Here is a 23391-nt window from a genome sequence, read left to right as displayed (position 1 = left end):
CTTTCCGCGTCAGAGCCAGCCGCGGCGGGCCACCTGGAACGCCAACCCGGGCCGGGTGTCCACGCCGGCGGCGGCCATCAGGTCGGCGATCCGTCGTTGCACGGTGCGCCGGCTCACCCCGAGCTGGGAGGCGATGGACTTGTCCGGTACGCCGGCCACGAACAGCGACAGCAACCGGGCCTCGTCGGCGTCGGGCTGGTAACCGTCGCCCGGCTGGTTGTCCGGCTCCGGCCGTCGCGCCTCCGGCGTCGCGACGGCGAGCGGGTCGTCCAGCCGCAGCCGGGTGGCCACCCGCCAGTGACTTTCGAAGAGGGCGAGCAGGGCATCGAGCAGTTGACTGCGGCCGATCACGGCGGCGCTCGGTTCGCCGCCGTCGCGGTCCGGCACCAACGGGCAGATGGCCGTGCGGGCGTCCACGATGGCCAGTCGGACCGGCAGCCGGTCCAGGACGCGGGCCTGCTCACCGGCGGCGACCCCCTTGGCCAGGTCAGCCAACGCGCCCGGCTCCAGCAGCAGGTCCCGTTCGTAGATGGCCCGGTAGTTCACCCCCCGGGCCAGCGCGTCGAACTCCTCGACGTTCTCCGGGCCGGCCATGGCCAGGGGATTGGCCCGGCAGAACCAGAGCACCTCGGTCCGCGCCGAGTTCTGCAGATCGCGTAGGCGGTCGCGAAGAACCCGGGCGCCGGTGATCACCTCCACCAGGTGGTCGACGTGGTGTCGGCGCAGCCCGGAGCGGTACTCCTCGGCCAACTGGGTGACCAGTCGGCGGGCCGACTCCAGGTCCTCCTGGCGGCGCAGCAGCGTCCCGCCGAGGGCGACGTCCGGGGCGGTCGGGCGCAGCGGGGCGTCCGGGTCGTTGTCGGTGGGCTGTACGAGGCCCTTGCCGCGCAACGCCTCGACCTGGGCGACGACCTGCTCACGGGGCCGGTGCAGGCGAACGGCCAACTCGTCGATGCGGGCCGTGGTGAGCTGGAGCAGGCAGCGGTAGAGCTCCTCCTCAGCCGAGGTCAGGCCGATCACGTCCCACACGGGGCAGAACTGTACGTCGGCCGGGTACGGGCCGTACCCGGGCCCGTCGGCTGGTCAAGTGTCGGGCCTCGCGTCTACTGTCGGTGGCTGTGCTGGAAGAGCTGCGCATCACCGGACTGGGCGTCATCGAAGACACCACGCTGCCGTTGACCGGCGGCATGAACGTCATCACCGGCGAGACCGGTGCGGGCAAGACGATGGTGGTCACCGGCCTCGGCCTGCTCTTCGGCGGCCGGGCCGACGCCGGGCGGGTCCGCGCCCAACCCGGCCGGGCGGTGGTGGAGGGCCGGCTGCGGCTGCACGGGCGGGTCGGCGACGCCGTGCACGCGCGGATCATCGAGGCCGGTGGCGAACCCGACGAGGACGGCTCGGTGCTGCTGAGCCGCACGGTGACGGTGGAGGGGCGCTCGCGCGCGCACGTCGGCGGCCGGAGCATGCCCGTGTCGATGCTCGGTGAGGTCGGCGAGCAGGCGGTCGCCGTGCACGGCCAGTCCGACCAGCTGCGGCTGCTGCGCCCGGCCGAGCAGCGGGCCGCACTGGACCGGTTCGCCGGCCCCGCGCACGAGAAGCTGCTCGACGCGTTGCGCGAGGCGTACACGGGGTGGCGTCGGGTCGTCGACGACCTGGCCGACCGGCGGCGCAACGCCCGCGAGCGTAACCAGGAGGCCGACCTGCTGCGGTTGGGCCTCGACGAGATCACCCGGGTCGATCCGCAGCCCGGTGAGGACGACGAGCTGAAGACCGAGGCGCAGCGGCTGGAGCACGCCGAGGGCCTGCGCACGGCCGCGCAGATCGCCCAGCAGTGCGTGGCCGGTGGCGTGGAGGCCTCCGACGAGACACCGGACGCGGCGGCGCTGCTCGGCACCGCCCGGCGGACCCTGGAGGCGCAGTCCGGCACCGATCCGGCGCTCGGTGAGCTGGCGGCCCGCCTGGAGGAGGCGGCCACGCTGGTCACCGACGTGTCCGCGGAGCTGTCGGCGTACCTCGCGACGTTGGACGCCGACCCGGCCCGGTTGCAGCACGTCTACGAGCGGCGGGCGGCGCTGCGCGCGTTGACCCGTAAGTACGCCGACGACGTCGACGGGGTGATCGCCTGGGCCGACCGGGCGCGCACCCGACTGTCCGACCTGGACATGTCCGACGACGTGCTCGACGAGTTGGAGCGGGAGGGCCAGCGCCTCGCCGTCGAGGTGGCCGACCTCGCCGGGCGGGTGTCCACCTCCCGGCAGGAGGCGGCGGTCCGCTTCGCCGACCAGGTCACCGTCGAGCTGGCCGGGTTGGCCATGCCGCACGCGCGGATCGAGGTGGCGGTGCTGCCCCGTCCGGCCGGGCGGGCCGAGCCGACGTTGGCGGTCAACGGCGTCGAGGTGGGTGTCACAGCGGACGGCGGTGACGAGGTGGAGCTGCGGTTGCTGGCCCATCCGGGCGCGCCGTCGCTGCCGTTGCAGCGCGGTGCCTCCGGCGGTGAGCTGTCCCGGGTGATGCTCGCCATCGAGGTCGTGTTCGCCGGTTCGGGTGGTCCGCCCACGTTGGTCTTCGACGAGGTCGACGCGGGGGTCGGTGGCCAGGCGGCGGTGGAGATCGGCCGCCGGTTGGCCCGGCTGGCCCGCAGCCACCAGGTGTTGGTCGTCACACACCTGCCGCAGGTGGCCGCGTTCGCCGACCGGCACCTGGTGGTGGCGAAGGACACCGGCGGTGCGGTGACGACCAGCGGGGTGCGGGTGGTGGAGGACACCGAGCGGGCCCGGGAGTTGGCGCGCATGCTGGCGGGTTTGCCCGATTCGGATCTGGGTATCGCCCATGCCGAGGAGCTTCTGGCAGTGGCCGCCAAGGAAAGGCGGTTGTGACGCCGCGTATTGTGAGCGCAAGCACACCGGCTTGTGCCGGTGTGTGCTTCCCTGGGTAGGCGGCCCTGCTCAGGCATGTCGCGACAGAAAAGCCTGCCTCACATGCCAGGATGGTCACGATGCGTCTACCCACGTTGCGCCGGAACCGGAACTCCGAACCGGGCAGAGTCCTCGGCACCGCGCGCCTTGACCGCCGGACGAAACGCCTGGTCGGTCGGCTGCGCCCCGGTGACATCGCGGTCATCGACCACGTCGACCTGGATCGGGTGGCGGCCGACTCGCTCGTCGCCGTCGGGGTCGCGGCGGTGCTCAACGCCAAGCCCTCGGTCTCCGGTCGTTACCCGAACCTCGGCCCGGAGGTGTTGATCGCCGCCGGCATTCCGCTCCTCGACGACCTGGGTGAGGGCGTCTTCGAGCGGATCCGCGAGGGCGACCAGGTGCGCATCGAGGGCAACACTGTCTTCGCCGGTGACGAGCCGGTGGCGCACGGCAGCCTCCAGGACGCCGAGTCGGTCGGCAAGGCGATGGCCGACGCCCGGGAGGGCCTGTCGGTGCAGTTGGAGGCGTTCGCCGCCAACACGATGGACTACCTGCGCCAGGAACGCGACCTGCTGCTCGACGGTGTCGGGGTGCCGGACATCGAGACCCAGATCCAGGGTCGGCACTGCCTGATCGTGGTGCGCGGCTACGACTACAAGGCCGACCTGGATGTGCTGCGCCCGTACATCCGGGAGTTCAAGCCGGTGCTCATCGGCGTCGACGGCGGCGCGGACGCCCTGGTCGAGGCCGGCTACACCCCGGACATGATCATCGGGGACATGGATTCGGTCACCGACGACGTGCTGCGCTGCGGCGCCGAGGTGATCGTGCACGCGTACCCGGACGGGCGCGCGCCCGGCCTGCCCCGGGTCAACGGCCTCGGTGTGCCGGCGATCACCTTCCCGGCGGCGGCGACCAGCGAGGACCTGGCCATGCTGCTCGCCGACGAGAAGGGCGCCTCGCTGCTGGTCGCGGTCGGCACCCATGCCACCCTCGTCGAGTTCCTCGACAAGGGCCGTGGCGGGATGGCCTCGACGTTCCTGACCCGGCTGAAGGTCGGCGGCAAGTTGGTCGACGCCAAGGGGGTGAGCCGGCTCTACCGGCAGAGCATCTCCGGCTCGTCGCTGCTGCTGCTGGTGCTGTCGGCGATCGCGGCGATGGCGTCCGCGGTGGCCGTGTCGACGGTCGGGAAGGCGTACCTGGGCGTCGTCGCCGAGTGGTGGGACAATTTCGTGTTCCAGCTGTACCGGCTCTTCTAGTTCCCGACCGATCAAGAGGCTGCAAGCGTGATCAACTTCCGCTACCACGTGGTGTCCCTCACCGCGGTCTTCCTGGCTCTGGCGATCGGTCTGGTGGTCGGCACAGCCGCCCTCAACGGCCCGGTCGCCGACTCGCTCGAGGGGCAGGTCACCGGGCTGCGCAAGGACAACCAACACTGGCGTCAGACGGTCAGCAACATGGAGAAGCAACTCGCGCTGGAAGAGGAGTTCGCCGAGGAGATCTCCCAGGTCGTCCTGCCCGGCACCCTCGCCGGGCGTCGGGTCGTGGTGCTCAGCCTGCCCAACGGGCGTGACCACACCGAGGGCGTGCTGAAGAAGCTCCAGCTGGCCGGGGCCACCATCACCGGTCAGGTCGACCTGCAGGACAAGTTCATCAACCCGGACAACAACTCCAACCTGCTGGAGTTGGCCGTCACCGCGGCCCGCCCGACCGCGCAGACCACCGGCCTGCCGGGCAACGGGCACGGCGTGGAGACCTCCAGCGCTCTGCTGGCCAGCGTCCTGCTGGACCGGGCCCAGGGCGTCACGCCGGTGAGCGACGCCGACCGGCGGGCGGTGCTCGCCGCCTACAACAACGCCGGCTACCTGACCACCGACAGCAACAAGGTCACCGCCTCGGCGGAGGCGGTCGTCGTGGTCAGCGGTCAGCCGTACGTCGACAAGGACTCCGACAAGCGGGACGAGTCGGTCGTCAAGATCGCCGAGCAGTTCGACCGCACCGGGTCGATCGTGGTGGCCGGCAACGGTTCCGTCGGCGGCAACCTGGTCGGCGTGGTGCGCGGCGACCCGGTGCTCGCCCAGACCATCTCCACGGTCGACAACGCCAACACCGTGCAGGGCCAGGTGGTCACCACCCTCGCCCTGGTGCAGCAACTCACCGAGAAGAAGGCAGGGCAGTACGGCGTCGGCGACAATGCCCCGTCGCTGCTGCCTAGACTGCCCCAGTGAGCGAACGACGTACCCCCGTGTCCGGATCCGACCAGGTGGCGTGTTGCCGCGCCAGCGAGGTGGCGGCGTGAGCGCGCTGGGCCGGCTGCTGATCGCCGGCGCGGGAGCCGCGGCGGCCCGGTACGCGCTGCGTGAGGCCCGCACCTCGCCGGCCGGGCCCGCGTTGGAGCGCACCAACTTCCGTGGCCGCACGGTGAGCCTGGCCGCCGGGCCGGCGCTGGCCGCCGGCGCGGCTGCCGCTGGCGCGTTCGGCGCCACCGGCGGCGCGGCCGGTGGAGCCGCCCTGGTCGCCGGTCTCGGCGCGGGCGGCGTCGGCCTGTACGACGACGTGGTCGGCGCGCGCCCGGAGCAGAAGGCGGCCAAGGGCTTCGCCGGGCACCTCGCCGCGCTGCGCGAGGGGCGGGTCACCGCCGGTCTGGTCAAGGTCGTCGGGGTGGGTGCCGCCGGGCTGGGTGCCGCCGCGTTGCTCGCCGCCGACCCCCGGGTCGCCGCGCACCCGCGCCGGCAGCGGCACGGCGCGTTCGGTCGGGGTGTCGACGTGCTGCTCGGCGCCGGCGTGATCGCCGGCACGGCCAACCTGCTGAATCTGCTCGACCTGCGGCCGGGCCGCGCCCTCAAGTCCGGGCTGCTGCTCGCCGCGCCGCTGACCGGTGGCCCGCAGGGCGGCATCGCCGCGGGCGCGGCCGGCGCCGCCGCCGGCCTGCTCCGCGACGACCTGGCCGAGGACGTGATGCTCGGCGACAGTGGCGCGAACGCGCTCGGGGCGCTGCTCGGCGTCGCGCTCGCCGCCCGTACCGGCCCGCTCGGCCGGGCCGGTCTGCTCGCCGTCCTCGCCGGGCTCACCGCCGCCAGCGAGAAGGTCAGCTTCACGGCGGTGATCCAGCGGACCCCGGGGCTGCGCGAACTCGACGCACTGGGCCGACGCGCCGACTGACGTGACCAGACCGGCACCCCTCGCCGGCGCCGGCCGGCTGGCCGGGGCAGCCGCGCTCATCGCCGTCCTCACCGTGGCCAGCCGACTCGCCGGGTTCGGCCGCACCGCCGTGTTCACCTGGGTGGTCGAGCAGAGCGACCTCGGCGGCATGTACGTCATCGCGAACACGGTGCCGAACATCGTCTTCGAGATCGTCGCGGGCGGGGCGTTGGCCAGCCTGGTCGTGCCCCTGCTGGCCGGGGCGGTCGCGGCCGAGGACCGGCGGGCGGTGGCGGCCACCACCGGCGCCCTGCTCACCTGGACGGTGAGCCTGCTGGTTCCCCTCGCCGTGCTCGTCGTCCTGTTCGCCGACCCGATCATCTCGCTGATCAGCGAGGGACGATCGGCGGCGGAACTCGCCGCCGGCGCCCGGATGCTGCGCGTGTTCGCCCCGCAGTTGCCGCTCTACGGGATCGGCATCGTGCTCACCGGCGTCCTGCAGGCACACCGACGCTTCGCCTGGCCGGTCATCGCGCCGCTGCTGTCCAGCCTCACCGTGGTCGTCGTCTACGTGGCCTTCGGCGCCGCCCAGGGGCGGGGCGTGTCGGTGGCCCAGGTGGGCCGCAGCGGCGAACTGCTCCTCTCCGGCGGCACCACTGTGGGCGTGGTCGTGCTGTCGCTCTCGCTGCTGATCCCGCTGCGCCGGCTGCGGCTACGGCCCCGGTTCGGGTACGCCTTCACCGCCGACGCGCGGGCCCGGATCGGCGGGCTCGCCACGGCCGGCGCGGTGACGGTGGCCGCACAGCAGATCGCGCTCCTGGTGGTCCTGAACCGGGTCTCCGGGGGCCCCACCGGCTCCCCACAGGTGTTCAACCTGGCCCAGGCGATCTATCTGCTGCCGTGGGCGGTCCTCGCCGTGCCGTTGGCGGTGGCGTCCTATCCCACCCTGGCCGCCGCCAGCGCGGCCGGGGACGAGGACGGCTACCGACGGACCCTCTCCGGCGCGACGCGGGGCGTGCTGCTCTTCAGCTGCCTGGGCGTCGCGGCGTTGATCGGTACCGCGCAGCCGATCGCCGCCCTCTTCTACCCGGACAATCCGGCGTCCACAGCGGCGGCCATCAGCGGGTTCGCGCCGGGACTGCTCGGCTACGGCCTGTTCGCGCTGCTGTCCCGGGCGCTGTACGCGCGCGGCGACACCCGGTCGGCGACGGTGGCGATCACCCTCGGCTGGCTGGTCGTTCCGGCCGTGGCGGTGCCGTTGACGGTGCTGCTGCCCACCGCCGACCGGGTGCTCGCCCTGACGTCCGCCAACTCGGTGGGGATGCTGGTGCTCGGCGCGTTGCTGCTCGTGGCGGTGCGGCGCGGCGCCGGCCGCCCCGCCCTCGCGGGTGCGGCCCGGGCCGGGGCGGCCGGTGGCCTCGCCGGAGTGCTCGCCGGGCTCGCCGGGCTGGGCCTCACCCGTTGGCTCAACGGGTCGGACGACGGCACCCCGACGATCGCGGCGGCGTTGGGTCAGGGCATGCTGTCCGGGGTTCTGGTTGGGGTGGTGTTCCTCGCCGTGGTCTGGTTCGTCGACCGGCGGGACGTAGCGCCACTGCTCGCCGGGGCGGTGCGGCGTCTGGGCCGGCGGGGGTCGTCCGGCGGTGCGCCGCCGGACGCGGGCTCCCCGCAGCGGGGCGACGGGAAGGAGACGGTGGGCCAGTGAGCGCGGGACATGATCCAGCTCTGCCCGCCGGGTGGTCGGGCACCGTCGCGTTGGTGCTCGCGTCCAGCACCGGTGGGGTCGGCCAGCACGTCCGCTCGGTGGCCCGTGGCCTCGTCGCGGGCGGCGCCACCGTCCTGGTGTGCGGGCCGGCCGCCACACAGGAACAGTTCGACTTCACCGGTGTCGGTGCCCGGTTCGCGCCGGTGGAGATCCCGGCCAGCCCGACTCCGGCCGACGCCCGGGCGGTGCTCGCGCTGCGTCGGGTGCTCGCCGCCGCTCACGTCGACGTGGTGCACGCGCACGGACTGCGGGCCGGGTTGGTCGCCGTGCTGGCCCGTCCGACCGCCCCGCTGGTCGTCACCTGGCACAACGCGGTGCTCGCCGGAGGGCTGCGGGGCGGGGTGTCCCGGCTCGTCGAACGGGTGGTGGCCCGGGGCGTCCGGGTGGCGCTCGGGGCTTCCTCGGACCTGGTGCGACGGGCCGCCGAGGTGGGCGCCGCCGACGCCCGGCTCGCCCCGGTCGCCGCGCCGACGCTGCCCGCGCCGCGTCGACGCCCGGCGGCGGTACGCGCCGAGTTCGGTGTCCGCCCCGACCAGCCGCTGATCCTCTCGGTCGGCCGGCTGCACCCGCAGAAGCGTTACGACGTGCTGATCGACGCGGCGGCCCGCTGGCGTACGCGTACCCCGCCCCCGGTCGTGGTGATCGCGGGCAGTGGGCCGGCGTATCTGCCGCTCGCCGCGCGGACCTCGGCGGCCCGTGCCCCGGTGACCCTGCTGGGGCACCGCACCGACGTGGCCGACCTCCTCGCCGGCGCCGACCTGGCGGTGGTGACCAGCGACTGGGAGGCGCGGCAGCTCTTCGCCCAGGAGGCGCTGCGCGCCGGTGTGCCGCTGGTGGCCACCCAGGTGGGCGGCCTCCCGGAGCTGGTCGGCGACGCCGCCACGTGGGTGCCCGCCGGTGACGTGGACGCTGTCGACGCGGCCGTACGCGCGTTGCTGGACGACCCGGCGGCGCGGGCGGAGCTGGGCCGGCGTGGCGCCGAACGGGCGGCGACCTGGCCGACCGAGGAGGACACCGTCGCCACGCTCGTCGCCCTCTACGCCGAGCTGGCCGGGGATCCCGGTGGCCCGGCGACCGCCCCGGGCTCCGACGCCCCGAGAACGGGACACCGGTGATGTTGCGCCGAATCGCCCCCGCCCTGTTGACAGTGCTCGTGGTGGCGCTGGGCGTCACCGCGCTCGCCGCCCGCCCACCCCAGGGCACCCCGCAACGCACCGCCGACTTCGTGGTGCTCGCCGGGATCGCCGGGCTGCGCTGGGAGGACGTGGATCCGCAGAGCACCCCGACGCTGTGGCGGATGGCCCAGGACGGGTCGATCGGCTCCCTGTCGGTGCGTTCCGCGCACCGGCCCACCTGCCCGGTGGACGGCTGGTTGACCCTCGGCGCGGGCAGCTTCGCCGCGTGGAACGGCAGCCGGTCGGTCGACGGTTGCCCGTCGGCGGGGGTGACTGTCGAACAGCCGGACGGCATCGGCGCGAACCTGCCCGACCAGGAGAGCGTGGTCCAGTACAACCAGCAGCGACTGCCCTGGGGTGCAATGCCCGGCTCGTTGTCCGAGTCGGTGCGGTGCTCCGTCGCCGTGGGCCCGGGCGCGGCGGTGGCCGCCGCCCGACCGTTCGGCCGTGTCGACCGGTACGCGTCCGGGCTGCCGGCCGACCCGCGGCCGCTGCTCGGCTCGTGTGTGCTGAGCATCGTCGACCTCGGCACTGTCGAGGGGGGGGATCCGGCGACCCGCGCCGAGGAGGCCCGCGCGGCGGACGCCGAGCTGGCCCGGGTGCTGGCGGCGCGACCCCCACGGTCGTTGGTGCTGGTCGCGGGGATCTCCGATACCGCCCAGCCGGCACGGCTGCACGTGGCGGTCGCCGACGGGCCGGGCTGGGAGCGGGGGTGGCTCACCTCGGCCAGCACCGGCCGAGACGGGTACCTGCAACTTGTCGACCTCGCGCCGACCGCCCTCGCCGCGTTGGGCCGGCCCATGCCGGAGAGGCTCTTCCTCGGCCGTCCGGCGATCAGCACCGGTGGCCGTCCGGCCGACCTGGCCGAGGCCATCGACGCTCCGGCGAGCGCCGACCGGGAGGCGGCCGCCCAGCGCTCCGTCTCCGGTGTGTTCTTCGCGCTGCTCGCCGGGGTGCAGGTGCTGCTGGCGCTCGCCATCCTGCCGCTGCTGCGCCGGGCCCGTCCGCACGCCGGCCCGGCCGGCCCGACGCCCGTCTCCGGGCGGATCGTGGCGGTGGTGGAGCTGCTGCTGGTCGCCGCGGCGTTGACGGTGCCGGCGGCGCTGCTGGCCGACGCGGTGCCCTGGTGGCGCGGTGAGCACCCCGGGTGGATCTTCGCCGGGGTGACAGCGCTGCTGGTGGCCGCCGGCACCGCCGCGGTGCGGTTCGCCCCCGGGTACGCGGGCACCCTCGGACCCCTCGGCGCGGTGGCTGGCCTCACCACGCTCGTGGTCGGGCTGGACGTGCTCACCGGGGCCCGCCTCCAGCTCAACGGCGTGGTCGGCTACTCCGCGTTGCAGGGCGGCCGGTACGCCGGGCTGAGCACTGTGGGGTTGGGGGTGTTCCTCGCCGGCGCGTTGCTCACCGGCGGCTGGTTCGCCCAACGGGTGCACCGGGGCTGGCGGCCGGCGGTGATGGTGGCGGTGGGTGGTCTCGCCGTGGTGGTGGTCGGCAGCCCGTACCTGGGTGCCGACCCGGTCGGCGCGATCGCGCTCACCGCGGGGGTGAGTGTCGCCGCCGTGATCAGTGCCGGCGGCTGGTTGACGATCAGCCGGCTGGCCTGGGCCACCATGGCCGCGCTGGCGGTCGGCATCGGGTTCGCCGTGGTGGACCTGCGGCGCCCTCCGGGGGAGCGGGGCAGCCTGGGGCGGTTTCTCTCCGCGCTCGGTGACGGCACCGGCGGGTTCGCGGTGCACCGGTCCAGCACGGAGAACTTCGAGACGTTGGTCAACAGCCCGCTGACCGTGCTGGCGCTGGCCGGCGGGTTGCTGGTGTGGTTCGCCCTGTTGCAGCCGTGGGGTGGCCTGATGCGGCTGTTCGGCATCTACCCGGCGGTCCGGGCCGCGCTGGCCGGCACCGTGGTCGCCGCGGTGCTCGGTGGCGTGCTCGACGGCGCGGCACTGGACCTGATGGGCGCTGCCGCCGCCCTGGTGGTGCCGATGGCCGCCCTGTCGTCGCTGCGGGTGCTCGGGCACGCCGCGGACCGGACCCGGCCGGCAACGGGCCGCCCCCGCGCCGACGACGACTCCGGGCCCGGCGGGGTCGGCCCGGTCGGTGGGGGTGACGGCCCGTCCGGCGGTGGTGGGCCACTGGGCGCGGTGCACCCGCGCCCGATCAGCGGCCCGCCCGCGAGCGCACCGGCGAAGGTCACCCAACCGGCGTCGGACCCTCCGGGCGACCGCCGCGAGGACGCCGACGAGCCGGTCGACCCGACCGCGAGCGGGTCGACTCCGGACCCCACGCCGACGGTGCCCGTACCGCCCCGGCAGGTCTCCCGGTCATCGACGGAGGTTGCCGCGCCCTGAGCGCCGGACCTCGTCCGGATGGCCCGGAGGTGTCGCAGCCGGGGTGCGGCCTGCGGGTACCCGCCCGGGAGGTGTTACCGTCGAATCCCGTGGATCGCGTGATCACTTTGCTGATCAAGCACGGCGGTCTGCATGACCGCGACAGACGACACGGGAGCAGGCCTTGGCCCCATCAGCACGGACGACCAGGCACATTTTCGTCACCGGGGGCGTCGCCTCCTCGCTGGGTAAGGGCCTCACCGCCTCCAGCCTCGGCAACCTGCTGACCGCGCGCGGGCTGCGCGTGGTGATGCAGAAGCTCGACCCCTACCTGAACGTCGACCCGGGGACGATGAACCCGTTCCAGCACGGTGAGGTCTTCGTCACCGAGGACGGCGCCGAGACCGACCTCGACGTCGGGCACTACGAGCGGTTCCTCGACCGGGCGCTGTCCGGCAAGGCGAACGTCACCACCGGCCAGATCTACTCCGACGTGATCGCCAAGGAGCGGCGCGGCGAGTACCTGGGCGACACCGTCCAGGTCATCCCGCACATCACCAACGAGATCAAGTCGCGGATCCTGGCGATGGCCGACCCGGACGAGGACGGCCAGCTCCCCGACGTGGTGATCACCGAGGTCGGTGGCACGGTCGGCGACATCGAGTCGCTGCCGTTCCTGGAGGCGATCCGTCAGGTCCGCCACGACCTGGGCCGCGACAACTGTTTCTACCTGCACGTCTCGCTGGTGCCGTACCTGGCGCCGTCGGGTGAGCTGAAGACCAAGCCGACCCAGCACTCGGTGGCGCAGCTGCGCAACATCGGTATCCAGCCGGACGCGATTGTGCTCCGCTGCGACCGGGAGATCCCGGTGAAGCTCAAGGAGAAGCTGTCGCTCTACTGCGACGTGGACGCCGAGGCGGTCGTCGCCGCCCCGGACGCCCCGAGCATCTACGACATCCCGAAGGTGCTGCACCGGGAGGGGCTCGACGCGTACGTGGTGCGCCGGCTCGGCCTCTCCTTCCGGGACGTGGACTGGGCCAGCTGGGACGACCTGCTGGAGCGGGTGCACCGCCCCCGGCACACGGTCACCGTCGCGGTGGTCGGCAAGTACGTCGACCTGCCCGACGCGTACCTGTCGGTCAGTGAGGCGATCCGGGCGGCGGGCTTCGGCCACCGGGCCCGGGTGCAGCTGCGCTGGGTGCCCAGCGACGAGTGCGTCACCCCCGCCGGCGCCGCTGCGGCGTTGGCCGGCGTGGACGGCATCCTCATCCCCGGCGGCTTCGGCGTACGCGGCATCGAGGGCAAGATCGGCACCGCCCGGTACGCCCGCGAGGCCGGCATCCCGCTGCTCGGCCTCTGCCTCGGCCTGCAGTGCATGACCATCGAGGTGGCCCGGCACCTGGCCGACCTGGACGGCGCCAACTCGTTGGAGTTCGACGAGCAGGCGGCCCACCCGGTCATCGCCACGATGGCCGACCAGGAGGACATCGTCGCCGGCCGGGGCGACCTGGGCGGCACCATGCGGTTGGGCGCGTACCCGGCGACGCTGACCGAGGGCTCGATCGTCGCCGAGGCGTACGGCAGCACGGAGATCAGCGAGCGGCACCGGCACCGGTACGAGGTGAACAACGCCTACCGGGACGCGCTGACGAAGGCGGGCCTGCACATCTCCGGCACGTCGCCGGACGGCCGGCTGGTCGAGTTCATCGAGCTGGACCGGAGCCTGCACCCGTTCTTCGTGGCCACCCAGGCGCACCCCGAGTTGAAGAGCCGTCCGACCCGTCCGCACCCGCTGTTCGCCTCGTTCGTCAAGGCCGCGGTGGCGTACTCGCAGGCCGACCAGCTGCCGGTCGACCTGGACGCGGCGGCGGAGGCCCCGACGACGCGCAAGGCCGCCCGCAACGGCGCCGCGACCAAGGCGTCGTCGGCCTCGTGAGCGAGCGCAGCGAGCGAACCAGCAGGCTCAGCAGCGTGGCGTCTCGCGCCGTCGTCGAGCGTAGCGAGTCGACGGCGTGAGCGCCGTCGAGCACCGCTACGAGGTGCGTTCCCGGCAGGAGCGGTACCGGGGGCGGATCTTCGACGTGGTCACCGAGGAGGTGACCATGCCGGGCGGCGGCACCGGGCTGCGTGACCTCGTCCGGCACGTGGGGGCGGTGGCCGTGGTGGCGCTCGACGACGCCGGCCAGGTGGTGCTGATCCGGCAGTACCGGCACGCGGTCGGCCGGCACCTGTGGGAGTTGCCGGCCGGCCTGATGGACGTCTCCGGCGAGGAGTTGCCGGCGGCGGCGCTGCGGGAGCTGGCCGAGGAGGCCGACCTCACCGCCGGGCGGGTCGACGTGCTGGTGGACCTGCACAGCTCGCCGGGGTTCACCAACGAGATCGTCCGGGTGTTCCTGGCCCGCGACCTCGGCGACGTGCCGGCCGACGAGCGGCACGAGCGCCACGACGAGGAGGCCGACCTCCAGGTCGTCCGGATCGACCTGGACGAGGCGGTCGCCATGGTCCTGGCCGGTGAGGTCACCAACGCGGCCGCGGTGGCCGGGCTGCTGGCCGCGGCCCGCGCCCGGGACACCGGCTTCACGCAGCTGCGCCGGGCGGACGCGCCGCTGCCGCGCTGAGCGTCGCCGCCGGTCCAGCCGGTGGGGGAGTACGCGCCAAAGGGGCCCCGCGGTCAACCGCGGGGCCCCTTTCGCTGTCTGGTCTAGGAGTCGCGCAGCGGACGGCCCTGCGCGTCCGTACCGCCGTTGACCAGGATGAGGATGCCGTCGATGACGCCCCAGAGAGCGCCGACGCCGCAGGTCACCACGCTCACGACGAGCTGGAGAACGGCGATCTTGGTGTGTCCGGTGTAGAACCGACCGGCACCGAAGGTGCCGAGCAGGATGCCGAGGATGCCCGCGACGATCTTGCTCTTGTCGGAGACGCCCTGTGGGTACCCCGGCTGGGGGTAACCGGGCTGGTAAGGAGGAGTGGTCATGGGCGGACACATTAGTGATCCACTCGCCGGCTGTCCGCACCGCCACCCGGCAGATGGGACGATAATGGTGAAACACTGTCCTGTCGGTTGAGGGTGATGCGCGATCGACGGATCCGGTCGGTGCCTGACACTTCGTCAGGACACCCGGGCACCGGATGCCACTGTGCTGGCTCGCGGCGGCGCCGGGCGCGCCTAGACTGCCGCCGCGGGACCGGTGTACCGCGATGGCAAAGGGGCCGTCGCGGCACCGAGCAGTCGGGGGAGAGCAGCCCCGAAGAGAGGTGTCTGCATCGTGAAGGTCGGAATCCCACGCGAGGTCAAGAACCACGAGTACCGCGTGGCGATCACGCCAGCGGGCGTCAACGAGTTCACCCGCAGTGGCCACCAGGTCTTCGTCGAGTCCGGCGCCGGGGTTGGCTCCAGCATCACCGACGAGGAGTTCGCCACCGCCGGCGCGACGATCCTCGCCACCGCCGACGAGGTGTGGGAGACCGCCGAGCTGGTGCTCAAGGTCAAGGAGCCGATCGCCGAGGAGTACCACCGGATGCGCGAGGGGCAGGTGCTCTTCACCTACCTGCACCTGGCCGCCTCCAAGGAGTGCACCGACGCGCTGATCGACCGCCGGGTCACCGGCATCGCCTACGAGACCGTCGAGCTGCCCGACCGGTCGCTGCCGCTGCTCGCCCCGATGTCCGAGGTCGCCGGCCGGCTCGCCCCGCAGGTGGGCGCCTTCTACATGATGCGCACCGGCGGTGGGCGTGGTGTGCTGCCCGGCGGTGTCTCCGGCGTGTACGCGGCCAAGACCGTGGTCATCGGCGCCGGCGTCTCCGGCATGAACGCCGCCGCGATCGCGCTGGGCCTGCAGTCCGAGGTGCTGCTGCTGGACAAGAACGTCGCCCGGCTGCGGCAGGCCGACGCGATCTACCGGGGCCACCTGCAGACCGTCGCCTCCAACGCGTACGAGGTCGAGCGGGCCGTGCTCGACGCCGACCTGGTCATCGGCGCGGTGCTGGTGCCCGGCGCGAAGGCCCCGACGCTGATCTCCAACGAGCTGGTCTCCCGGATGAAGCCGGGCAGCGTGCTTGTCGACATCGCCATCGACCAGGGCGGCTGCTTCGAGGACTCGCGCCCCACCACGCACGCCGACCCGGTCTACAAGGTGCACGAGTCGATCTTCTACTGCGTCGCGAACATGCCCGGCGCGGTGCCGAACACCAGCACCTACGCGCTGACCAACGTCACCCTGCCGTACGCCCTCGAACTGGCCAACCAGGGCTGGCGCGAGGCGCTGCGCAACGACCCGGCGCTGGCGCTGGGCCTCAACACCCACGCCGGTCAGGTCACCTACGGCCCGGTGGCCGAGGCGCACGGCATGGACGTGCTCCCGCTGGCCGACGCGCTGGCCTGAACGGTGGCGGGCTGACCGGCGGCACGGACACCGCCGGCGTGGGTGCTCCACCCACGCCGGCGCTGCGCCGTGCCGTTCGCGGTTACCTCGACCACCTGACCGTCGAACGTGGCCTCTCCGCGAACACGCTCGCCTCGTACCGTCGGGATCTGGACCGCTATCTCGCGACCCTGGCCGAGGCCGGCGTCACCGACCTCGCGTCGGTCGGCGCCGGCCTCGTCGAGTCGCACCTGGCGCGGCTGCGCGCCGGCGACGACGTCCACCCGCCGCTGGCGGTGTCCTCCGCCGCCCGCGCGGCCAGCGCGGTACGCGGCCTGCACCGCTTCGCGCTGCGCGAGGGGTTGGCCGGCGCCGATCCGAGCCGCGACGTCCGCCCGCCCACGCCGCCCCGGCGGCTGCCCCGGGCGCTTCCGGTCGACGACGTGGTCCGGCTGCTGGAGACGGCCGCTCCGATCACCGCGACCGGCGACGACGCGCCCCTCGCGCTGCGCGACCGGGCGCTGCTGGAGTTCCTGTACGGCACCGGCGCGCGCATCTCCGAGGCGGTCGGCGCCGCCGTGGACGACCTCGACACCGACGAGGGCACGGTGCTGTTGCGCGGCAAGGGCGGCCGGGTGCGGCTGGTGCCCATCGGCGGGTATGCCGTCGACGCGGTCCGCGCCTACCTGGTCCGGGCGCGCCCCGGGCTGGCCGCCGCCGGCCGGGGCACCCCGGCGGTGTTCCTCAACGCCCGCGGCGGCGCGCTGTCCCGCCAGGGCGCCTGGGGCATCCTGCGCCGCGCCGCCGACCGGGCCGGGCTGCCCGTTGACGGGCCCGCAGCCGTCTCCCCGCACACCCTGCGCCACTCGTACGCCACCCACCTGCTCGACGGCGGCGCCGACGTCCGGGTGGTCCAGGAACTGCTCGGCCACGCGTCGGTGACCACCACCCAGGTCTACACGTTGGTCACCGTGGAGCGGTTGCGCGAGGTGTACGCCACCGCGCATCCGCGCGCCCTGGGCTGAACCGGTCGCTGTCGACGCCGACACGCCGGGCCGGTGCCGAACCCCCTGCTGGTCGGTGGCGTACAGTCGGCATCGGCGCGGACCTCCTGGAGCGACACGACCGGGGTGCGCAGCGGCGCCGCGAAGGACGTCGGACGGCTCCGACGCCGGGTGGGTCGTCGGGAGGGGGCAACGAGCACATGGCTGGCAACGGTGACCGTGCCGAGACCTGGACGTCGGAGCTCCGCGAGCAGCAGGCCACGCTCGGCGCGGACCTGGGTCCGGCGGACCCGGCTGCCTACACGATGCGTAAGCCCATTCCCGAGCCGATGCCCACCGATCGGCACGGCCCCGCGCGCATCATCGCGATGGCCAACCAGAAGGGTGGCGTCGGCAAGACCACCACCACCATCAACCTGGGCGCGGCGCTCGCGGAATATGGCCGCAAGGTGCTGCTGGTCGACTTCGACCCGCAGGGCGCGCTCTCGGTGGGCCTGGGCGTCAACCCGCACAACCTCGACCTGTCCATCTACAACCTGCTCATGCAGGACGACATCATCGCCGAGGACGTCGTCATCAAGACCGACGTGGCGGGGCTGCACCTGCTGCCGGCCAACATCGACCTCTCCGCCGCCGAGATCCAGCTCGTCAACGAGGTCGCCCGTGAGATGGCCCTGGCCCGGGTCCTGCGCACGGTCCGCAAGGAGTACGACTACATCCTGATCGACTGCCAGCCGTCGCTCGGCCTGCTGGCGATCAACGCGCTGACCGTCGCACACGGCGTGCTCATCCCGCTGGAGTGCGAGTTCTTCAGCCTGCGCGGTGTGGCGCTGCTGCTGGACACCATCGACAAGGTGCGCGAGCGGCTCAACTTCGACCTGGAGCTCGAAGGCATCCTCGCCACCATGTACGACAGCCGCACCACGCACTGCCGCCAGGTCCTTCAGCGTGTGGTGGAGGCGTTCGGCGACAAGGTCTACCAGACGGTCATCACCAAGACGGTGAAGTTCCCCGAGTCCACCGTGGCCGGTGCCCCCATCACGACGATGGACCCGGCCTCCTCCGGGGCACGTAACTACCGTCAGCTGGCCCGCGAGGTGATCGCCGCCCAGTCGGAGCGGTAGCCGGAACGCCCGGTGCCCGACTCGTGGACTACGGTCGTCCGGTGACCGCGCCACCCCTCGACCCGCCCGAGACCGCCGACGCGGCAGTGGTCGACGGTGTGCCGCCCGCCGATCCCGCTGCCAGTGGCTTCACTGTTCGGCTGGCCAACTTCACCGGCCCGTTCGACCTGCTGCTGCAACTGATCGGCAAGCACAAACTCGACGTCACCGAGGTGGCCCTGCACACGGTCACCGACGAGTTCATCGCCTACATCAGGGCGATGGGCGACGACTGGGACCTGGACGAGGCCAGCGAGTTCCTGCTGATCGCCGCGACCCTGCTCGACCTGAAGGCGGCCCGGCTGCTGCCCGCCGCCGAGGTGGAGGACGAAGCCGACCTCGCCCTGCTGGAGGCACGGGACCTGCTCTTCGCCCGGCTGTTGCAGTACAAGGCGTACAAGGAGGCGGCGGCGCACATCGCCGAGCTGGAGGCCGTCGGCGGCCGGCGCTATCCGCGCGCGGTCAGCCTGGAACCCCGCTACGCCGAGGCGCTGCCCGACCTGGTGCTCGGCATCGGCCCCCAGCGGCTGCTGAAGCTGGCCGTGAAGGCGATGACTCCGAAGCCGGTGCCGGAGGTCTCCATCGCCCACGTGCACATGGTGCGGGTCAGTGTCCGGGAACACGCGGCCATCCTCGCCGCCCGGCTGCGCCGGGCCGGCACCGCCACGTTCTCGCTGCTCTGCGCCGACTGCGAGGCCACCCTGGAGGTGGTGGCCCGGTTCCTCGCCCTGCTGGAGCTGTACCGGGAGGGCCTGGTCTCGTTCGTTCAGGAGCAGGCCCTGGAGGAGCTGACGGTGCGCTGGACCGGCCCGGCCGACGGCGACACCGAGCTGCACGTCGACGAGTACGCCGGAACCCCGGCTGACCCGGAGCCACCGGGGCCTGGTGGGCCTGAGCCGCCGGGGGCTGAGCCGGCGGGGGCTGGATCTGAGCCGGCGGGGCCCGAGCCTGCGTCGGTGGAGCACGGCTCTGAGTCGGTGGGGGAGGCCGGCGGGCCGGACGGGACGGGAATGACGGAGGGTGCGCGGGATGACTGACGAGCAACGCCGGGACTCGCTGGCCGACCAGGCTGCCGCCTGGGTGCCCCCGTGGGACCGCCCCCGCCCGCCCGCCACCGAGGACACCCCCACGCCACCGGACGAGTCCGCCGCAGCACCGGACGCCTCGGGTGGGCCGGATGCTGCCGAACTGGCCTCCGACGAGGTTGGCCCCGCTGAGCCACAGCATGTCGAGGTGGCCTCGGAGGAAGCAGCCTCGGCCTCGGAGGAAGTGGCCTCGGAGGAAGCGGGCTCGGCGGGGCCGGACCTCGGTGGGGTGACGAAGGGCACGGCGGGGGAGTCGGGTGACGCTGGGGACGTACCCCGGCGGCAGCAGGCGGGGCGGCGGCGGGTGACGGCCGCGCCGGAGCCCGCGCCCGAGCTGTCCGACACCGAGCTGCGCGGCGCGTTGGAGGCGATCCTGCTGGTCGTCGACGAGCCGGTCAGCGAGCTGGTGCTGGCCCAGGTGCTGGAGCAGCCGGCCGAGCGGGTCGGGCCGATGCTCGACGAGATCGCTGCCGGTTACACAACGGCAGGGCACGGGTTCGAGCTGCGCCGGGCGGCCGGTGGGTGGCGGCTGTACACCCGGCCGGAATACGCTACGTACGTCGAGCGGTTCGTGTTGGACGGGCAGTCGGTACGACTGACCCAGGCGGCGTTGGAGACGCTCGCCGTGGTTGCGTACAAGCAGCCGGTGACCCGTTCGCGAATCTCAGCCATCCGGGGTGTGAACTGCGACGGGGTCATCCGTACGCTGGTCACCCGCGGCCTCATTGAGGAGTGCGGCACCGAAACGGACAGCGGGGCGTTCCTGTACAAGACCACCACGCTGTTCCTGGAGAAGCTCGGGCTGAACACCGTCGACGAGCTGCCGCCCCTCGCACCCTTCCTGCCCGACGACGTAGAAGAGCTTGCTGATGCGACCCGATAACCGTTCCCCGAAACCCGACGCGCCCGTCTACGAGGGGGCTGAGCGCCTGCAGAAGGTTCTCGCCGCCGCCGGCGTGGGTTCCCGGCGCGCCTGTGAGGACCTGATCTTCCGCCGCCGGGTCACCGTGGACGGGCGGGTCGCCAAGCTCGGCGACAAGGTCGACCCGGCCACCTCCGTGATCCACGTGGACGGGGAGCGCCTCCAGGTCGACATCCGCCTGGTCTACGTGGCGATGAACAAGCCGCGTGGGGTGGTCACCTCCATGGCGGACGACAAGGGACGCAACGAGCTGGCCGACTTCATCGGCGCCCGGCTGGAGCAGCGGGTCTACCACGTGGGGCGCCTCGACGCGGACAGTGAGGGCCTGCTGCTGCTCACCAACGACGGCACCCTCGCGCACAAGCTCATGCACCCCTCGTACGAGGTGCTGAAGACGTACCTCGCCGAGGTGGTCGGGCCGATCCCGCGCAACCTGAGCAAGCGCCTGTTGGCCGGCGTCGAGCTGGAGGACGGGCCGGTCAAGGTCGACTCGTTCAAGGTGGTGGACACTCTGGGCAAATCCGCCCAGGTGGAGCTGAGTCTGCACGAGGGCCGCAAGCACATCGTCCGGCGGCTGATGGACGAGGTCGGCCACCCGGTCACCCGGCTGGTGCGTACCGCGATCGGTCCTATCCGGCTCGGTGAACTGCGGACCGGACGGCTCCGGCGGTTGACCAACGCCGAGGTCGCCGCCCTGTTCAACGCGGTGGGTGACTGACCCCCGAGTTCGGGGTACGGCAGCCGGTAGGCTCCACCGATGGCCGGGACGCGGCCGCCCGGGTGGCGTGGGTCGCCTCCGGCGGCGTCGCGCGCGGGTTCGTGAACGCACCCGGGCATGATTGATGACGATTGACAACCGCTTGCGGCGCCAGCTCACCGGGCGATCCGTGAGGTACGGGCTGAGGAGGACACGGTGGAGGAAAACGTACGGTTCGGGCGATGTGTGGTCGCTGTGGACGGGCCGTCCGGGTCGGGTAAGTCCACCGTGTCGCGGCGGCTCGCCGCCGGCATCGGTGCGCGCTACCTGGACACCGGGGCGATGTACCGGGCGATCACGTGGGCCGTGCTGCGCTCCGGCGTGGACCTCACCGACGCCGCGTCGGTGGCGAAGGTCGCCGGCGAGGTCAACCTGCGCATCGGCACCCACCCGCAGGGGTACGCCGTGACCGTCGACGGTGTGGGCGTGGACGCGGAGATCCGTGGCGCCGAGGTGACCGGCGCGGTTTCCGCCGTCGCCGCCGTGCCGGCTGTTCGTGAGCTGCTCGTTACCCGGCAGCGCGAGATGATCGCCAACGCTGGTCGGATGGTGGTCGAGGGTCGTGACATCGGCTCGATCGTGGCGCCGGACGCCGACCTGAAGGTCTTCCTGACCGCCTCCGAGGCGGCCCGTGCAGCCCGGCGCAGCGCCGAGGACGCCGCCGACGTGGCGGCCACGGCCGCCGACCTGGCGCGGCGGGACCGTCTCGACTCGACCCGCAAGGTCAACCCGCTGGCCCAGGCGCCCGACGCGGTGGTGCTGGACACCACCGAGCTGGGCATCGACGAGGTCGTGGCGCGGATGCGCGACCTGCTCACCGAGCGGGGCGTGGCATGAGCGAGGGTGCAGGGTGGGTCGAGCTTCGTGAGCCCGAGCTCGTCGTCGAGGAACCGAGCGGCCCGCAGCCGGTGGTGGCTGTGGTCGGCCGCCCCAACGTGGGCAAGTCGACCCTGGTCAACCGGATCATCGGCCGCCGGCAGGCGGTCGTCGAGGACGTTCCTGGCGTGACCCGCGACCGGGTCCCGTACGACGCGCAGTGGAACGGCCGGGCGTTCACAGTGGTGGACACCGGCGGTTGGGAACCGGACGCGAAGGACCGGGCCGCGGCCATCGCCGCGCAGGCCGAGACGGCGGTCGTCACCGCCGACGTGGTGCTCTTCGTGGTCGACGCGATGGTGGGCTCCACCGACGTCGACGAGGCAGCGGTGAAGATGCTGCGGCGCAGCGCCAAGCCGGTGATCCTGGTGGCCAACAAGGCCGACAACAACTCCATCGAGATGGAGGCCACCTCGCTGTGGTCGCTCGGTCTCGGTGAGCCGTTCCCGGTGTCCGCGCTGCACGGACGCGGCTCCGGCGACCTGCTGGACGCCATCCTCGCCGCGCTGCCGGAGGCACCGGCGATCGTGGAGAACCGTCCGCGCGGGCCGCGCCGGGTGGCGCTGGTCGGCCGGCCGAACGTCGGCAAGTCCAGCCTGCTCAACCGGTTCTCCGGTGAGGAGCGGGCGGTCGTCGACTCGGTGGCGGGCACCACAGTGGACCCGGTGGACAGCCTTGTCGAGATCGGCGGTCAGACCTGGCAGCTGGTGGACACCGCCGGACTGCGCAAGCGGGTCGGCAAGGCCAGTGGCACCGAGTACTACGCCAGCCTGCGTACCGCCGGCGCGATCGAGGCCGCCGAGGTGGCCGTGGTGCTGCTGGACTCCAGCGAGCCGATCAGCGAGCAGGACCAGCGGATCCTGTCGATGGTGACCGAGTCGGGCCGGGCGCTGGTCATCGCGTTCAACAAGTGGGACCTGGTCGACGCCGACCGTCGGTACTACCTGGACAAGGAGATCGACCGGGAGTTGCGCCGCATCCCCTGGGCGATCCGGCTGAACCTGTCGGCGATGACCGGCCGCGCCGTGGACAAACTGGCCCCCGCCCTGAACAAGGCGTTGGCCAGCTGGGAAACCCGCGTGCCGACCGCGCACCTCAACCAGTGGCTCACCGCGCTGGTGCAGGCCACCCCCCACCCGGTACGTGGTGGACGGGCGCCGCGGATCCTGTTCGCGACGCAGGCCGGTGTGGCGCCGCCACGGTTCGTGCTCTTCACCACCGGCCCGCTGGACGCCGGCTACCAGCGCTTCGTCGAGCGCAAGCTCCGCGAGGAATTCGGGTACGAGGGCAGCCCGATCGAGATCTCGGTCCGCCCCCGTAAGAAGCTCGGCCCCGGCGGCAGAGGCAAGGCGCACGGCTGACCGGTTCGATTTGCGTTCGAATGCCGGATGGGCGGACCCCGCCCATCCGGCATTTCCCTGTCCAACCCCACCCTCCTAGGACGCTCTAGGGGGTGTGCGGTAGCTCGTTGTCGGGTGGTTCGAATAGCCCGCGATGCCGGTGGGGCCTGTGCGGACGACTCGGAGCTGCTGCGCTAAGCTGTACCGGCTGCCGCGGGGGAAACCACGCGGGGGCGGGACGTGGCGCAGCTTGGTAGCGCACTTGACTGGGGGTCAAGGGGTCGTCGGTTCGAATCCGGCCGTCCCGACTGGTATTCACCAGCGGATATAGAAGATCATGTGTGGTCTTGCGGTAACGCTGGCGGTAACGGAGATCGCTTAACGTGGGTTGCATCCCTCGATCCCGTTACTGCGGAGGTGCAGCCTCATGGCTGTCTACAACTACCGCCTCGCCAACGGCCAGACCCGCTGGTTCTTCATCATCGACCTCCCGCCCGACGTGAGGGGGGCGCCGCCAGCACAAGCGGCAGGGGTTCCCCAATCAGGCCGCTGCCCTCAAG

The 23391-nt window shown here is 72.8% G+C and carries 19 protein-coding genes and 1 tRNA gene; 18 read left to right on the top strand and 2 right to left on the bottom strand.

Annotated features, from left to right (window positions below):
- Window positions 1–9 precede the first annotated feature (9 nt).
- Window positions 10–1029, bottom strand: coding sequence for a helix-turn-helix domain-containing protein (locus OH804_RS15865; protein ID WP_406066095.1), 1020 nt, complete (start codon window positions 1027–1029; stop codon window positions 10–12).
- A gap of 89 nt (window positions 1030–1118) precedes the next feature.
- Here OH804_RS15865 and recN point away from each other — a divergent pair, with 89 nt between their 5' ends.
- The 9 genes from recN to OH804_RS15820 all read left to right on the top strand — a co-directional run bounded on the left by recN (window position 1119) and on the right by OH804_RS15820 (window position 13938).
- Window positions 1119–2876 carry a DNA repair protein RecN gene (gene recN, locus OH804_RS15860; RefSeq protein ID WP_196922371.1) on the top strand — a complete coding sequence of 586 codons (1758 nt, stop codon included), beginning with the start codon at window positions 1119–1121 and terminating at the stop codon, window positions 2874–2876.
- A gap of 119 nt (window positions 2877–2995) precedes the next feature.
- Window positions 2996–4174: a putative cytokinetic ring protein SteA gene (gene steA, locus OH804_RS15855; RefSeq protein ID WP_124773929.1), complete on the top strand. Its 1179-nt coding sequence runs from the start codon at window positions 2996–2998 to the stop codon at window positions 4172–4174.
- A 27-nt stretch (window positions 4175–4201) separates the two neighbouring features.
- Window positions 4202–5143: a copper transporter gene (locus tag OH804_RS15850; protein ID WP_196922372.1), complete on the top strand. Its 942-nt coding sequence runs from the start codon at window positions 4202–4204 to the stop codon at window positions 5141–5143.
- Between the two features lie 67 nt (window positions 5144–5210).
- Window positions 5211–6077 carry a hypothetical protein gene (locus OH804_RS15845; protein WP_406066093.1) on the top strand — a complete coding sequence of 289 codons (867 nt, stop codon included), beginning with the start codon at window positions 5211–5213 and terminating at the stop codon, window positions 6075–6077.
- 1 nt (window position 6078) lies between these two features.
- Complete coding sequence (gene murJ / locus OH804_RS15840) at window positions 6079–7761, top strand: murein biosynthesis integral membrane protein MurJ (RefSeq protein ID WP_406066091.1); 1683 nt, start codon at window positions 6079–6081, stop codon at window positions 7759–7761.
- Window positions 7758–8936 (top strand): glycosyltransferase family 4 protein, encoded by a 1179-nt coding sequence (locus OH804_RS15835; RefSeq protein ID WP_406066089.1) that lies wholly within the window; start codon window positions 7758–7760, stop codon window positions 8934–8936. The genes murJ and OH804_RS15835 overlap by 4 nt, the downstream gene beginning before the upstream one ends.
- Window positions 8936–11341 (top strand): hypothetical protein, encoded by a 2406-nt coding sequence (locus OH804_RS15830; RefSeq protein WP_406066087.1) that lies wholly within the window; start codon window positions 8936–8938, stop codon window positions 11339–11341. Before OH804_RS15835 ends, OH804_RS15830 begins: the two co-directional genes overlap by 1 nt.
- A 163-nt stretch (window positions 11342–11504) precedes the next feature.
- Window positions 11505–13256 (top strand): CTP synthase, encoded by a 1752-nt coding sequence (locus tag OH804_RS15825; protein WP_112697923.1) that lies wholly within the window; start codon window positions 11505–11507, stop codon window positions 13254–13256.
- Window positions 13257–13332: 76 nt separating this feature from the next.
- A complete protein-coding gene (locus OH804_RS15820; protein WP_196922375.1) occupies window positions 13333–13938 on the top strand; it encodes an NUDIX hydrolase in 606 nt (201 codons plus the stop codon).
- 83 nt (window positions 13939–14021) lie between these two features.
- On the opposite strand, the gene OH804_RS15815 is transcribed toward OH804_RS15820, so the two are convergent.
- Window positions 14022–14297: a TM2 domain-containing protein gene (locus tag OH804_RS15815; protein ID WP_196922376.1), complete on the bottom strand. Its 276-nt coding sequence runs from the start codon at window positions 14295–14297 to the stop codon at window positions 14022–14024.
- A gap of 292 nt (window positions 14298–14589) precedes the next feature.
- Here OH804_RS15815 and ald point away from each other — a divergent pair, with 292 nt between their 5' ends.
- From ald to OH804_RS15770, 9 genes are all read left to right on the top strand, one after another.
- Window positions 14590–15705 (top strand): alanine dehydrogenase, encoded by a 1116-nt coding sequence (ald, locus tag OH804_RS15810; protein ID WP_196922377.1) that lies wholly within the window; start codon window positions 14590–14592, stop codon window positions 15703–15705.
- A gap of 38 nt (window positions 15706–15743) precedes the next feature.
- A complete protein-coding gene (locus OH804_RS15805; RefSeq protein WP_196922378.1) occupies window positions 15744–16709 on the top strand; it encodes a site-specific tyrosine recombinase XerD in 966 nt (321 codons plus the stop codon).
- Between the two features lie 179 nt (window positions 16710–16888).
- The gene (locus OH804_RS15800; protein WP_030487987.1) at window positions 16889–17812 is read left to right on the top strand and encodes a ParA family protein; all 924 of its coding nucleotides are present in this window, start codon (window positions 16889–16891) and stop codon (window positions 17810–17812) included.
- A 41-nt stretch (window positions 17813–17853) separates the two neighbouring features.
- Complete coding sequence (locus OH804_RS15795; protein ID WP_406066083.1) at window positions 17854–18888, top strand: segregation and condensation protein A; 1035 nt, start codon at window positions 17854–17856, stop codon at window positions 18886–18888.
- Window positions 18881–19819 carry an SMC-Scp complex subunit ScpB gene (gene scpB / locus OH804_RS15790; protein WP_406066081.1) on the top strand — a complete coding sequence of 313 codons (939 nt, stop codon included), beginning with the start codon at window positions 18881–18883 and terminating at the stop codon, window positions 19817–19819. The genes OH804_RS15795 and scpB overlap by 8 nt, the downstream gene beginning before the upstream one ends.
- The gene (locus OH804_RS15785) at window positions 19806–20576 is read left to right on the top strand and encodes a pseudouridine synthase (RefSeq protein ID WP_406066079.1); all 771 of its coding nucleotides are present in this window, start codon (window positions 19806–19808) and stop codon (window positions 20574–20576) included. The genes scpB and OH804_RS15785 overlap by 14 nt, the downstream gene beginning before the upstream one ends.
- Window positions 20577–20771: 195 nt before the next feature.
- A complete protein-coding gene (gene cmk, locus OH804_RS15780) occupies window positions 20772–21452 on the top strand; it encodes a (d)CMP kinase (protein WP_406066077.1) in 681 nt (226 codons plus the stop codon).
- On the top strand, window positions 21449–22852 hold the full coding sequence (gene der / locus OH804_RS15775; RefSeq protein ID WP_196922383.1) for a ribosome biogenesis GTPase Der: 1404 nt from the start codon (window positions 21449–21451) through the stop codon (window positions 22850–22852). Before cmk ends, der begins: the two co-directional genes overlap by 4 nt.
- Window positions 22853–23065: 213 nt before the next feature.
- Window positions 23066–23139, top strand: a tRNA-Pro gene (locus OH804_RS15770).
- Window positions 23140–23391: the final 252 nt, after the last annotated feature.

The organism is Micromonospora sp. NBC_00860 (genome assembly GCF_045207375.1).
Classification (GTDB): Bacteria; Actinomycetota; Actinomycetes; order Mycobacteriales; family Micromonosporaceae; genus Micromonospora; species Micromonospora vinacea.
This window is presented reverse-complemented; position numbering and strand designations above follow the sequence as displayed.